At 65.7% G+C, this 13714-nt stretch carries 12 protein-coding genes; 5 read left to right on the forward strand and 7 right to left on the reverse strand.

Translation table 11 applies throughout. The annotated features are described in order from the left end of the window. Window positions 1–9 precede the first annotated feature (9 nt). From GN153_RS00140 to GN153_RS00160, 5 genes are all read right to left on the reverse strand, one after another. Window positions 10–2199, reverse strand: coding sequence for a hydantoinase B/oxoprolinase family protein (locus GN153_RS00140; RefSeq protein ID WP_201287774.1), 2190 nt, complete (start codon window positions 2197–2199; stop codon window positions 10–12). Then, window positions 2192–4393 (reverse strand): hydantoinase/oxoprolinase family protein, encoded by a 2202-nt coding sequence (locus GN153_RS00145; protein WP_368372782.1) that lies wholly within the window; start codon window positions 4391–4393, stop codon window positions 2192–2194. Before GN153_RS00145 ends, GN153_RS00140 begins: the two co-directional genes overlap by 8 nt. A 67-nt stretch (window positions 4394–4460) precedes the next feature. Continuing rightward, a complete protein-coding gene (locus tag GN153_RS00150; RefSeq protein WP_159898584.1) occupies window positions 4461–4934 on the reverse strand; it encodes a hypothetical protein in 474 nt (157 codons plus the stop codon). Between the two features lie 2 nt (window positions 4935–4936). Beyond that, window positions 4937–5476: an aromatic-ring-hydroxylating dioxygenase subunit beta gene (locus GN153_RS00155; protein ID WP_159898586.1), complete on the reverse strand. Its 540-nt coding sequence runs from the start codon at window positions 5474–5476 to the stop codon at window positions 4937–4939. Next, a complete protein-coding gene (locus GN153_RS00160) occupies window positions 5469–6854 on the reverse strand; it encodes an aromatic ring-hydroxylating oxygenase subunit alpha (protein ID WP_159898588.1) in 1386 nt (461 codons plus the stop codon). Before GN153_RS00160 ends, GN153_RS00155 begins: the two co-directional genes overlap by 8 nt. 189 nt (window positions 6855–7043) lie before the next feature. Here GN153_RS00160 and GN153_RS00165 point away from each other — a divergent pair, with 189 nt between their 5' ends. Together GN153_RS00165 and GN153_RS00170 are read left to right on the forward strand one after the other, a co-directional pair. Beyond that, window positions 7044–8177, forward strand: coding sequence for an ABC transporter permease (locus GN153_RS00165; RefSeq protein WP_159898590.1), 1134 nt, complete (start codon window positions 7044–7046; stop codon window positions 8175–8177). A 1-nt stretch (window position 8178) separates the two neighbouring features. Next, window positions 8179–9168 (forward strand): ABC transporter permease, encoded by a 990-nt coding sequence (locus GN153_RS00170; protein ID WP_159898592.1) that lies wholly within the window; start codon window positions 8179–8181, stop codon window positions 9166–9168. A 19-nt stretch (window positions 9169–9187) separates the two neighbouring features. On the opposite strand, the gene GN153_RS00175 is transcribed toward GN153_RS00170, so the two are convergent. Both GN153_RS00175 and GN153_RS00180 read right to left on the reverse strand, forming a co-directional pair. Continuing rightward, window positions 9188–9934 carry an SDR family NAD(P)-dependent oxidoreductase gene (locus GN153_RS00175; protein ID WP_159898594.1) on the reverse strand — a complete coding sequence of 249 codons (747 nt, stop codon included), beginning with the start codon at window positions 9932–9934 and terminating at the stop codon, window positions 9188–9190. A gap of 117 nt (window positions 9935–10051) precedes the next feature. Then, on the reverse strand, window positions 10052–11497 hold the full coding sequence (locus GN153_RS00180; protein WP_159898596.1) for an aldehyde dehydrogenase family protein: 1446 nt from the start codon (window positions 11495–11497) through the stop codon (window positions 10052–10054). Between the two features lie 151 nt (window positions 11498–11648). Between GN153_RS00180 and GN153_RS00185 the strand changes: the two genes are divergently transcribed. Genes GN153_RS00185 through GN153_RS00195 form a run of 3 tightly spaced genes read left to right on the forward strand, consistent with a single transcriptional unit; the run spans window position 11649 to window position 13552 of the window. After that, window positions 11649–12794 carry an amidohydrolase family protein gene (locus GN153_RS00185; protein ID WP_159898598.1) on the forward strand — a complete coding sequence of 382 codons (1146 nt, stop codon included), beginning with the start codon at window positions 11649–11651 and terminating at the stop codon, window positions 12792–12794. A 2-nt stretch (window positions 12795–12796) separates the two neighbouring features. Then, entirely contained in the window at window positions 12797–13150 is a 354-nt protein-coding gene (locus tag GN153_RS00190) for a Rieske (2Fe-2S) protein (RefSeq protein ID WP_159898600.1), read from the forward strand. A gap of 6 nt (window positions 13151–13156) precedes the next feature. After that, the gene (locus tag GN153_RS00195) at window positions 13157–13552 is read left to right on the forward strand and encodes a hypothetical protein (protein ID WP_159898602.1); all 396 of its coding nucleotides are present in this window, start codon (window positions 13157–13159) and stop codon (window positions 13550–13552) included. Window positions 13553–13714 lie beyond the last annotated feature (162 nt).

The following is a 13714-nucleotide window of genomic DNA, read 5'->3' on the forward strand; positions in this document are numbered from 1 at the left end:
CGCCGGTGTCTACAGCGAGAGCCGGCTGACCAGCGCCGGGTCCTCCCGCTTTGCCACCTCGGTGTCGAGCAGCGTCCCACACTCCGGGCAGAGGAACTTCCGGAGGCAGTACTCCGCGGAACCGCCGGTCGCCGTGCCCGCCGCCGAGAGCGACTCCTCGGCGACGGCCACCTCGCCCTTCCAGTGGTCGTCCGCGCGACCGACGGGGATACCACAGCCCTCACACGCGGCGTAGGGGACGTCCTCGCCGTCGACCTCGACGGCTACGTTCGCGCCCAGCCGGTAGGGGGTGGACTCGGTGTCCTCGGGAGCAGCAGCGGCGGCGTCCGCCTCCGCCGGCAGGTCCGCCGCCTCGAGGCGCTCGCGGTAGCGGTCCTCGCGGGCCTGCTGGGCCGACCCGGTGATGGTGCCCTCGTCGTCGACGGGAACGCAGTAGACCTCCCGGGCCGTCTCCGGGGCGACCTTCCCTTCTGCGACGTCCTCGGCGACCGACTCGGGCTCCCGGTCCAGCGGGTCGCCGTACCCGCCGCTGCCGGGCAGCCGGACGTGGAACGCGTCGTCGTCCCCGAGGGTGTCGACCCCCCAGCGGACGTGTTCGGGCTCCGGCAGTGACTCCTCGGTCGGCGGGAAGGGGCCGTCCCCGGAGAGGTCGGCGTCCCGGTAGGTGGCGTAGTCGACGTTCGCACCCGGGTAGCCGCCGAAGACTCCCGTCGAGTGGGGGAGGTCGATCCCCCGTCCCATGGTCACGACGTCGAGCTTCTCGAAGTCCTCCTCGGCAGCGGGTGTGACGGCGAACTCGTGGCCGAGCCCGCCGCGGTGTTCGCCGGCACCGCCGGAGTCCGCGACGAACCGGCGGTAGAGGTACAGCAGCGGGAGCACCGCCTCGTGGCGCTCGGCGTTGCCCCACCGCGCGACGATGTTGACCACCTCGCCGCCGAGGTCGACGCCGTCGTCGAAGGCCCGCGCGCCGCCGGCGCCGGCGAAGGTGTCGGTCAGCGCCTCGACCTGCGTGCCGTCCCCGTGGTCGATCTCCAAGGCGATGTGACAGTGGGCGCCGTGCCAGACGCCGGTCGCGCGGTCGGCGTAGGCCTCGCTGGCGCCGAGTAACTTCGAGACCGCGAGCGTCGACAGCGAGTTACACATCTGGAGTGTTCCGATCGTCGCGATGGAGATCGGTGCCGGTCGCTCGGCGTTGACGATCGTCCCCTTCGGGGCGTCCACGTCGATGGCACGGAAGATCCCGTCGTTCCAGGTCATGTCGTGACAGAGCAGCGGCAACAGGGGCGCGATGACGCCACCAACCGTCCCGATCTCCGTGCAGTTGAACCCCACCTCGCTCTGTTCGTCGGTGCCGGCGAAATCGAACCGCAGCGAGTCGCCCTCCTTCTCGAGGGCGAGCTGGACGGTAAACGAACGGTCCTCGCTGGCCGAATCGAGGTACTGGCGTTCCTCCCACCGGCCGTCCGGGAGTTCCCGCAGCCGCTTGCGGAGTTTCTTCTCGGACTGCTCGATGAGCTGTTCGCCGACGTACTCGACGGTCTCCGGGGAGTACTCGTCCATCAGCCCCTGGAGGCGGTCCTTGGCGACGTTGTTGGCGGCGATCTCCGAGCGGAGGTCGAGTTCGACCATCCCCGGGTCACGGCTCATGTTCAGGATCGTCTCCAGAACGTCGTCGCGCATCTCTCCACCTTCGATCAGCTTCATCCCCGGCGTCTGGAACCCCTCGTGGAAGATGGTCGTCGCGTTCGGCGAGAACCCTCCAGGGTCGACGGCGCCGATGTCGGCCACGTGGACGAAACTCGCCGAGAACGCCTGGAGTTCGCCCTCGTAGAAGATCGGACAGATGATGTAGACGTCCGGCGGGTGTAGCGCCGCCGTGTACGGGTCGTTGAGGATGAACATGTCGCCCTCCTCGATGTCGCCCTCGAAGCGGTCGATGATGTGTTTGGTCGCCTCCGAGGCACCCAGGTAGTGGTGCAGAAATCCCACCCCGCCGGTCAGCAGCGAGCCGTCTTTGGTGTACAGCGCGACCATCAGGTCGTGGCCCTCGTTGGTGTTCGGGGCGCCGGAGACGCGCTTGAGCGCCTCGACGGCCTCGTCGGTGACCCGCACCAGCCGGTGTTTGATGATCTGGAAGGTGACCGGGTCCAGCCCCTCCACGCTCAGGTCGATGTCGTCGGTCGGTTCAGTGTCACTCATCGTTGCCCTCCTCGATACCGATCCGGATGTTCTTGTACCGGTCCATCCGCGCCACGTCGCCGGGGTTGACGACGATGGTCGTCACCGGCGTGAGGATGACCCCTGGCTCCGTTATCTCGTCGCCGGGCGTCAGCTCCTCGAAATCGTACAGGCTCGCATCGACCCGCCCGCCCGCCGCCTCGAAGTGCATCTCCTTGCTCCCCAGGCGGGCGCGGGTCGGGTTCGACTCGCTGACCGGGTGTTCCTTCAGGTCAGGCGTCGTCAGCGGCCCGACGCCGCGGACGCGGAATTCGGTCATCTCGATGCCGCCCTCCTTGAACGCCGACCCCTCGCCGTACCGCTGCTCGTACAGCTCCTCGAACCGGTCGACCGTCGCGTCGATGTCGGCCTGCGTGAGCTGGCCCGCCGCCTCGACGGGCGTCAGGAGTTCGTGGACCTGGCGCTGGTAGCGCATGCTGATAGAGCGCTCCAGGCGGATCTCCTCCGCGTCGAACCCCTCGGATGCGAGCTTCTCCCGCGCCGTCGCCGAGAGGTCGCCGAACACCTCGTTGACCTCGTCGACGCCGAAGGGCGGTTCCATCCCCTTGACGTCCAGGTGCTCGTGGGTCACGTCCGTCGAGAGCAGGCCAAGCGCGCTGTTGACCGACGCCGTGTGGGGCACCAGTACCTCCGGAATATCCAGCTCGCGGGCGTAGGAGGCCGCGTGCATCCCCGCGGCACCGCCGATGGCGACCAGCGTGAACTTCCGGGGGTCGATGCCCTTCTCGACGGTGGTCTCACGCAGCAGGTCCGCGATGATCGAGTTGATCAGCTTGTAGATGTCCGCAGCAGCTTCCTCGGTGGACTTGCCCAGCGGGCCTGCGACCTGCTCGTCGAAGACCTCGTACGCCCGGTCGGCGTCCATCTCCTTGCCCCCGCCCAGGAAGTACTCCGGCGCGAAATACCCCTGGACGAGGTCCACGTCGGTTACCGTCGGCCGGTCGCCCCCCCGGCCGTAACAGGCCGGCCCGGGGTCCGAGCCGGCACTCTCCGGGCCGACCTGCGGGACGTTCGTCCCCTCCTCCAGCGAGATGATGCTCCCGCCCGCGACGGCGATGGAGTGGATGTCCCGTTTCGGGAACTGGTAGTGGTGGCGGCCCACCATCGGCTCGTCGGCGTACTCGATCCGGTTGTCATCGATGACGCCGACCTTGAACGTCGTCCCGCCCATGTCCGTCGAGATGATGTTGTCGACCCCGCGCCTGTTGGCGACGAACTGGCTGCCCAGCAGGCCGCCGACGGGTCCCGACTCCATCAGCCCGACCGGTCGCTCGATGGCGTCCTGTCGAGTCACGAGCCCGCCGTGAGAGAACATCAACAGCAGGAGCCCGTCGAAGCCGTACTCCGTGAGCGTCGTCTGCAGGTTCGTGAGATACTCCTCCGCCGTCGGCCCCAGATAGGCGTTGAGCACTGTCGTCGACGTGCGCTCGTACTCGCCCATCGTCGGCGAGACGTCGCTTGACACCGAGACGTACAGGTCGGGATAGTGCTCGGCGAGCAGGTCTTTCACCCGCCGTTCGTGTGCCGGCGAGCGAAACGACCAGAGCAGACACGTCGCGACGGACTCGACTCCGTCCTCGACGAGTCCGTCGACGGCCTCCAGCACCTCCTGGTCGTCGAGTTCCTCGACGACCTGGTCGCGGTAGGCCCGCTCGGAGAGCCCCTCGACCCGCGTGCGCGGGATCAGCGGGTCCGGCTTGTCCGAGTTGATGATGTCTTTGACCTGCTCGAACGGGAGCCCGGACCACCGGCCGTACCCCCCGCGGGTAGCGTGCAGCGTCTCCTCGAAGCCCGCGGTCGTCAGCAACCCGGTTTCGGCTCCCTCGCGCTCGAACAGGGCGTTCTCCCCGACAGACGTCGCGTGGAGAAACAGGTCGGTGTCCCCGAGCAGTTCCTCGAGACCGACCTCCATGTTCCCGGTGGCGTCGGACAGGGAGTCGAAGATGCCCTGCGAGAAGTCGGGGTAGGTCGTCAGGTCCTTCCCGATGGTTACACGGCCCGATTCGTCCATGACTGTCGAATCTGTACACGTGCCGCCGATATCGGTCCCGATTCGGTAGCCCATGAGGCTTGTCGTGCGTGTCGAAGTAACGCTCTCGCATAACTCTGTGGATTCCTGCACGTTTGGCAAGAATTGGTTGGGAAGTGCGGACATGTGGCCGGTTGTGGGGTGGTCCCTCCGGTCGGGTCCGTGGCCCGGACACGTCCCAACCGCAACGGGATTACAGCGGCTGTTCGGGGCCGGTCGGCGTCCGGAACCACCGGGACAGCGCGGCCGTGTCGTCGACCGTCGTCAGCGCTGCCAGCGTCGGGAGCCCGAGCACCGAGACGCCCTTCTCCGAAGCGATCTGGAATGCCTCCGTGTCTCCGGTCCCGACCGTCCCTACCTGGACCGTCGTGTACTCGTTGGCGACCGTGAACCCCTCGGCCGGTTCGACCGGCCGCCCGCGATAGGAGCTGGCTTCGTCGGCCAGCACTGGGCCGGGTTCCTCGACGAACTCGGCGAGGTCGCTGGCGTCCTCCTGCCAGGAAACTCCCTCCAGCAACATGGCGTCGAGCCGGAGCTGGTCCTCACCGTGTTCGAGCAAGAGCAACTCCCCCATCGAGACGAGCTTCGTCGCGATTACCGTCCGGCTGCCGTCCCCGAGTGCTATCGCGTGAACCCGGGCGGACCCGGGCGTGTGTCTCGGCGGCATGGTCAGAGTAACACGATGGTGAGATTCTTCAGGTCGATCACGCTGTCGTCGAAGTACACCACGCGGTCGGCGATCTTGAGGTCGTCGCCGACCCGTCTGAGGGTGGTCTCCCGCTGTGCGGAGAGCGTCTCGCTATCGGTGGCGTCGCCGTAACTCCGGTAGACCTGCTGGTTGTTGAGGACGGTGTACTCCTCGCCCTCGACCTCCGTCACGCGGACGTTACCGATGACGTGACGCACACGCGAGCGCGGGTTCTCCGCCCAGGCGTACTCCTTGCCAAGCCGGGTCACCCGCTCTCTCAGGATGTCGTACTCGTTGTAGAGGTAGTAGCCGTCCTCGCTGAACTCCGGCTGGTCGGTCCCCGGGTGTGTGTGTCGCCGGATCGGCGCAGTGATCCTGATGTCCTCGGTGAGCAACTCCAGCCACTCCTCCAGCCGGAAGCTGTCAAGCAACTCCGCTTCGGTGTAGAGTAGCTGTTCGACCTCGTGTTGGAGGGCTGGCGAAACCGTCGTCTCGGTGTCGACGGGTTCGCTCTCACTCATCGGTTTCGCTCCCATCCAGCTCGGGCCGCCCCATGGACATGTACCTGTGCCAGTGTTTCAGGTGGTTTCGGGCGCCGGCTTCGCTGTAGTAGCCGCCGAAGCGCTGGACCTCTGCCGGCCCGAACAGCGGGTCATCAACCGTCTCGAGGTCGTCGCTCATCCCCTTCAGGCCCTGCTCCATGTTGCCGACCGTCTCGTTGAGTTCCAGGGTGACCGAGTCGGTGGAGTCTGCGATCCCGGCCCAGACCGACAGGTCGTCGGCCTCGAACGTCCCGCCAGGACTCGTCGTCTCGAATCCGTGGTAGGCTCGCTCCATGAACTCCTCGTCGTCGGCCAGCTCCTTGGGGACGAGCCACCAGCTCATGATCTCCGTCTCGCTCGGGCCGCGGGGGACGAACGTCCGGATCTGGACCCAGGGACCGCCCCAGCCGCCGCCCGAGATGGCGTGGTTGATGTTGGTGTTGGGGTACAGCGTCGAGAAGAAGTAGACCGACTGGCTGAACAGCTCGCGCTGTTTGCCGGTCAGGTCGGAGTTGTAGTGGTCGGTGACCTCGTCGGGATATCCCATGTGGGTGTCCGTGTCGTAGTTGACCAGAAAGCTCAGCGAGGCGTTTTCGGTCACGGCGAGGTGATTGTAGTCGCCTTTCCGCTCCTGTGCCGAGGGGAGGGTCTCCCAGGGACCGGCTTCCCCCAGGTCTTCGGACTCGAAGACCGCCTGGTGGGTCGCGAGGACGTGGTAGTTGTCGCCGCCGAAGTTCTGTGCGGGGGTCTTCCAGTTGTGGGGCGCGACCGAGCGGTGCGGGTCGGCCACGACCGTCATCCCCTCCTCGGTGAGGTCGACGAGCAGGTCGAGATACCAGGTGAAGTCCCCGAGATACTCCTCCAGGGAGGGGCCCTCGTCGACCAGCCGGCCGAAGATGAGTCCGTTGTAGCGTTCGACGGTCGCCTTCTCGAGTCTGATCTCGTCGGGGTCCAGGTCCTGGTATGACTCCTCCTTGTAGGGCATCCCCTGGAGCTCGCCGTCGTTCCGGTAGGTCCAGCCGTGGTAGGGGCACCGGAAGTGGGTGGTGTTTCCCTTGTCAGCGGTGCAGAACTGGGCGCCCCGGTGTTTGCAGGCGTCGAGCAGCGCGTGGTACTCCCCGTCACGGTCGTAGGTCAGGATGTACGGGTCACCCGCGATGTACCGGCGGGCGTAGTCCCCCGGCTCCTGGAATTCGGAGGTGTGGCCGATGTAGTTCCACGTGCGACTGAACAACCGCCGCAGCTCCTCCTCGTAGATGGCGTCGTCGCTGTATATCTGGAACGGGAATTTCCCCTTTCCGATCTTTTCGCCGGTTTGCTCGATTAACTGTTCGGTTTTATCCGCCGACTGGGCCATACCGTCTGCTTGTCCGGGCCGTGCATATATGTTTTCCTGGCGCGGTCACCCCGGCCGAGCAGCCGGGTGGGACACGAGGCTCCGCTTGATACGATGTTGTAGATCGTGAAGCGATCTGGGTGAACAGTGGACGGAAAATACTGGTCGGGCGGCAAGACTTTTAATCCCTGTACAGAAAGTTGGCCATCAATGGCAAACGTCAGCGTCGAATTGACGCCACGGACACGGACACCACGGTGGTTCGGGATGGCGGTACAGGGGTTGACGGTGGTTGCCGCACTGGCTGTCGCTGCTCTCGCACTCGTGGCCGTCGACGCGAATCCCGTCACGGTGTATTCCGAGATGTTTCTGGGTGCGTTCAGCGACCCGTTACAGGCAAGCCGGGTTTTCAACAGGAGCGCACCGCTGATCCTCGCCGGACTTGCGGTGTATATTCCGCTCAGAAGCGGGCTCTACAATATCGGCGCCGAGGGGCAACTCATCGTCGGCGGACTCGTGACGGTGTGGGTCGGTACCCGCCTGCCCGAGGCGATGGGCGTCGGGGCCGAGGGGGCGGTCGTGTTCCTGGCCGCACTGGGGGTCGCGGTGCTGGCCGGGGTTGCCTGGGTGTACGTCCCCGTCTACCTGTACAACAAGTACGAGGTCAACGAGATACTGACGACACTCATGCTCGTGTTCACCGCTGAGCGGGTGAGCGCGTACCTGATCTCCGGCCCGCTCCAGGCGGGCGGGGGCGGGTTCCCGAGAACCGGGTCGATAGCCTTCGACCTGCCGACCCTCTTTGGCACCCGGATCGACGTGGGGATCGTGTTCGCGCTGCTCGCAGTCGCGGGGACGTGGCTGGTGATCAACCGGACCCGCCTGGGCTACGAGGTCGTCCTCTCGGGGTCCAACGAAGGAGTCGCCGAACAGACCGGGATCGGGACGAAGAAGATCACCTTCTTCGTGTTCACCTTCGCCGCAGCACTCGCCGGCCTCGCCGGGTTTATCGAGGTGGCCGGCAACCAGTCGAGCCTGACCATCGGCTGGCAGCCCGGCTACGGCTGGACGGCGATCCCGATAGCGCTGCTCGGTCGGCGGGGAGCGGTCCAGACAATGCTCGCCGGGTTCATGTTCGGATTCATCTTCGTGGGGGCGTCGACGGTCGAGACGACGCTGGGCGTCCCCGCGGCGATCTCACAGATGATCGAGGCGTTGATCATCCTCTTTCTGATCAGCGGTGAGGTGCTCAAGACCCACCGGCTCGACCTCGTGCTCGGCAGGTGGTCGCTGCGGGAGTCGGTCGGGAAACTGGCGCGGGTCGGGAGAGCCGGGGGGAACTGACATGGGGGACGTCGTCCTCGTCGCCGGCCTCACCGAGTCGTTCGTCACGGGTCTCATCGGCGCGACAGTCACCGCCTCGACGCCGCTCATCCTGGCTGCACTCGGCGAGGTCGTCGCCGAGCGGGCGGGAATGTTGAACCTGGGGGTCGAGGGGATCATGCTACTCAGCGCGCTCTTCTCGTTCATGGTTGCGCTGACCACCGGCAGCCTGTTTCTGGGCTTTCTGACCGGCGTTGTCGTCGGGGTCGTCGCCGGCCTGTTGCACGCCTTCCTGACGGTCTCGCTGAAAGCGGACCAGGTGATAAGCGGCATCATGATCACACTGCTCGGGGCCGCGGTGACGGCCTTCGTCGGCGACGACTGGGCGAGCCGGAGCATCGACGGCCTCGAGAAGACGTACTTCCCGGTCATCGGTGAACCGCTCTCGGCTATCCCGCTGGTCGGAGAAGCGTTGTTTTACTCGACGCCGACGGCCTTCCTCGCAGTCCTGCTCGTCCCCGTGGTGTGGTACGGCCTCTTCCGGACGAACCTCGGCCAGGAGATCATCGCGGTCGGCGAGGACCCCGAGGCCGCCGACACCGTCGGCGTCCCGGTGTTCCGGATCCGGTATGGCGTGACGGTCTTCGGGAGCGCGATGGCCGGACTGGCCGGCGCCCACCTCATCCTCGCGTGGATCAACCAGTGGTCCACGGGGATGACTTCGGGGCTGGGCTGGGTGGCCATCGCGCTGGTGATCGTCAGCCGCTGGCGCCCCTTCTACGCGCTCGGGGTGGCGTTCATCTTCTCCTCGCTCAACGCCTTACAGATCCGAGTCCAGGGGCTGGAGCTCGGCGACGGGCTGGTCGGGGGGCTGTTGCTCGACCCGGCTTTCATCTCCATCTACCCCTACGTCGCGACGATCGTCGTCCTGGCGTGGGTTTCGCGCAACGAGCTGGATGAACGGCTCGGGAGACCGGAAGCGCTTGCCAGCCCGTACACCCGGGAGGAGTGAGCGACACGGGAGGACCGTTTCACCTGAACGAGAGCCCACCGTCAGGGTGGAGTGTGCTCCCGGTGATGAACGACGCCTTCTCGCTGGCGAGATACTCGACGGCGTCAACGACGTCTTCCGGCCGACCGTTGTGCGGGAGACACTGCGACTCGGTCACGCTGTCGAGGTACTCCTGGTCGAGCTGTTTGCTCGCCTCCGAGGTGACCAGACCGGGCGCGACTGCGTTGACCCGGACCCCTTCCTCGCCCACCTCGGTTGCGAGCGCGCGGGTCATCGCCGGTAAGGCCCCCTTCGACGTGACGTAGTGGGGGTAGCCCGTGATCCCCCCGTACATTACTGCCGAGGAGATGTTGACCACGCTGCCGCTCCCCTGCTCGGTCATGTAGGGAAGGACCTGCTGACAGCAGATGAATACGCCGGTGGTGTTGACCTCGAGCACGTCGCGCCACTCCTCGACCGGGATCTCGTCGTAACTCCGGTCGCGTTCGGGAACCAGCGGTGCGTAGACCGCTGCGTTGTTGACGAGCACGTCGATCGACCCGAACTCCTCGTGTGCCCGGTCGGCCAGCGCCGCGACTGCCTCCGTGTCGGTGACGTCGGTCTCCACGCCAACCGATTCGGTCTCGAGGTCGGCGGCCGTCTCCTCCGGTGCCTCGACGTCCGCGACGACCACGTTTGCCCCGTGCGACGCGAACCGGTGTGCGAGTGATTCGCCGATCCCGTTCGATCCGCCCGTAACGATCACTGTATTGTCTTCAAAGTGCATTTATATTCAATCTTTCTGCTTTGTTCTGCATAATTGTTTTCATACTGTCCGAATGGTGTAAAGATTGAATGACACGAAACGGGGGCTGTTGTCGAATCTAAGCTCCTGTGGACCTCGCTACAGGACGCCGTCCAGACTGATGGCCACGTTCTTGCTCTGTGTGAATGTCTCGATGGCCTGCATCCCCTTTGCGCGGCCCAGACCACTCTCCTTGTACCCGCCCGAGACGGCCGCCGGTGACAGCACCGGATAGTCGTTGACCTGGACGGTCCCGCTCTCGAGGCTGCCGGCGACGCTGTGGGCCGTCGCGAGGTCCGTGGTCCAGACGAGATTCGAGAGGCCGTAGCGGGTGTCGTTGGCCCGCTCGACAGCCTCTTCCGGGGTGTCGAACTCGTAGACGGTGATGACGGGGCCGAACACCTCCTCACAGGAGACCCGTGCGTCGTCGTCGACCCCGGCGATGAGTGTCGGTGCGTAGAAGTTCCCCGGCTCGCGCGGGACCTCGCCGCCAGTCAGAACCCGTCCACCCTGTCGGCGAGCGTCCTCGACGAACTCCGCGACGGTGTCCCTGGCTGACGGGGAGATGACTGGCCCCATGTCCGGGTCGGCGATCCCCGGGCCGACCTCCATCGCCTCGACCCGTGCGACGACACGGTCGAGGAAGTCGTCGTACACTCCCGACTGGACGAAAAGGCGGGTCGGGGCGAAACAGATCTGGCCGGCGTTGTTGAACGTCTCGATGACGCTGGCGACGGCTCCCTCGAGGTCCGCGTCCTCGAAGACGATGTTCGCGCCCTTCCCGCCCAGCTCCAGGTGGACGTCGCTGACGTGCTCGGCAGCCGACTGCATCACGTTCTTTCCAGTGGTGGTCGACCCGGTGAACTCGATGGCGTCGACCCGGTCGTCGGTGACCAGCGGGTCTCCCGTGCCCGACCCGCTCCCCGTGACGGTGTTCACGACGCCCGCGGGAAAGCCGACCTCGTGGGCCAGTTTCGTCAACTCGAGCAGGGAGAGCGGCGCCCGGGAGGGAGCCTTGGCCACGACGGTGTTCCCGGCCGCGAGCGCCGGTGCGAATCCGCGAGCAGCGAGCGCGATCGACGCGTTCCAGGGAACCACCTGTGCGGTCGTGCCGTACGGCTCGCGGAGGGTGTAATCGAGGTAGGAGCCGTCGTTGGCCAGCGGTATCTGCCGTCCCTCGATTTTGTCCGTGAGACCAGCGTAGTACTCGAAGAGCCCGGCTGCCCCCTCGACGTTGTCGTGTGACTCGCTCAGCGGCCGGCCGACCTCCATCGTCTCGGTCGCCGCCAGCCTGTCGGCGTCCTCGCGGATCCGGTCGGCGAGCGCCCTGAGCAGGTGTCCCCGCTCGACTGCATCGTGCGCTCGCCACTCGTTCTCGACCGCGACGGCCGACTCCAGCGCAGCGTCGACCCCTCTCGGCCCCGCCTCCGGGATGGTTGCGATCTCCTCGTTCGTCGACGGGTCCCGGACAGACACGTTCCGGTTCGGCTGTCGCGGTTCACCGTCGACGAAATATCCGTACCTGTTCGGGATCTCGGCAGCCATTGTTCGTTCAGCCGTTCAGCGCCGGTGACTTATATTTTGGTGTATCGGGACAAAACCCGCCATCTGTCTCGATATATCTCCAAACGAATCAGACACGTGCATCTTTTGACTGTCCCGTAACCTTGATGTAAATCGCCGGGGATCGTCAGGCATGTCAGTCCCGGAGCGGGAAGCCGCCAGTTCGGTGTCGGATCTCGACGTCGTCGTCAGCGCCGACGAACACATCAGCGAGGAGGTATCGGACTTCTTTCCGTACATTGACGAGTCGACCTACGGCGGCATCAAGCGGGTGATCGAGCAGGCCAGCGAGCCGTGGCGGGAGGTCTTCTCGGTCACGCCGCCGCTGCCCCCGTTCTCGAACACGCCGATGGCCTCGGACTACAGCGGCGCCGGGAACGTCATGGCCAAGGCGGGGGACAAACTCGAGACGAAGCTGATGCGCCTCGACGAGTTCGACATCGATTACGCGGTGCTCAACCCGACGCTGATGGTCGCGCTGCCGACGGTGAACAATCCACAGGCCGCCGCGGCGCTCGTCGACGGTTACAACGAGTGGGTCTACGAGACGTTCGTCGCCGAGTCCGACCGGCTGTCGATGGCGATCGTCGTACCGGGACAGAAGCCACGGATGGGCGCCGAAGAGATCGAGAAGTGGGGCACCAAGGACGGGGTCGTCGCCGTCCAGGTCGGCGCGACCGGCCACCGGATCCCCGTCAGCCACGAGTGGTGGGACCCGATCTACGCGGCCGCCGAGGAGACGGGGCTGCCCGTAAAGTACCACAGCTCGTTCCCGGCGATGAGCCACGCCTTCCCGCTCCAGCACCGCTGGCACGAGCTGTTCGCCCAGGACAAGGTCGTCGCTCACCCGTTCTCGCACATGTGGAACCTCACGAAACTCCTCTACGAGGGGGTCCCCCAGAAGTTCCCGGACCTCGAGTTCGTCTTCCAGGAGGCTGGTATCGGCTGGATCCCCTACTGGCGGATGCGCCTCGACAGATACCACCTCGCGCTCGGCCAGGAGATGCCGATGCTCGACAAGCTCCCGACGAAGTACATCAACGACCGCTTTTACTTCACGACCCAGCCCGTCGGCCACTCGGACAGAAACGACGAGCACATCGCCTGGATGGCGAAAATGGCCGGCCCCGAGAACCTGATGTACTCCGCCGACATTCCACACACCGACTTCGACGCGCCGGAGGAACTGTTCACGCCGATCAAGTCCCGGCTGGAGCCCGACGAGGTCCGGGGGATGATGGGAGAGACTGCGATGGACGTCTTCGGGCTGGGTGACTGAGGATGGGGCAACACCGGGTCGCATCCACCGACGAGATCGACGACGGAGAGCGAGTCCTGCTTGAGGTCGACGGCATCGAGGTCGCCGTGTTCCGCACGAACGGGGAGTTCCACGCGGTGTTGAACTACTGTGTTCACCAGTCAGGTCCGCTGTGTGAAGGGTCGCTCGCAGGAAAGATGGTCGCCGAACCGCCGGAGTTCACCTGGGAGTACGACGACGAACCCCGGGTCGTCACCTGTCCGTGGCACAACTGGAAGTTCGACATCCAGACGGGCGAGAACATCCGGGACGACACCTACAGGGTCCCGACGTTCGAGACCGTCGTCGACGATGGCGACGTCTATGTCGTGACGTAACCGACGATGGGAGAGGACCCGCCACGGCCGGCCGACGCACCGGCCGGGTTCGACGACGCCGACCCCTACGCCGACGCCGACGCCGACCTCTCGACGTACCCCGAATGGTGGCGCCAGAACGCCGAAGCGTTTCGGGATCATGACATGCGCCCGTACCGCCCGCCACAGTTCGCCGACGGCACGCTCGTTCCCGAGTTGCTCTGGCGACTCGAGTCCGAGCTGTGTGTCGAGATCACGTTGCGCAAGTACATCGGTGCCGACGCCGACGAGTCGTGGACGCTGCTCGTCGACGACAGGCCCGTCGCCGAGTTCACCCGCGTCCGCAACGAGGAGGGCCGCTCCGTCTACTCGATGACCGGTGAAGCGTTCGAACGACTGGTTGCCGACGCTGCCGACCGGTGACCGGCGGCCGGCGCCGTCGTCGTGTCCCCCTCTCCCGGGCGACACCAGACAGCGACGAGCTCCGAACACTGCCGGAGACGATGTCGCTCTGTCCGGCTTTCGGAGTGGATACTGGACGCATATGGCAGTGTGTGGTTAATTTCTGTGGCTGTTTTCGCAGGC

This window comes from Salinirussus salinus, assembly GCF_009831455.1.
GTDB classification, from domain to species: Archaea; Halobacteriota; Halobacteria; order Halobacteriales; family Haloarculaceae; genus Salinirussus; species Salinirussus salinus.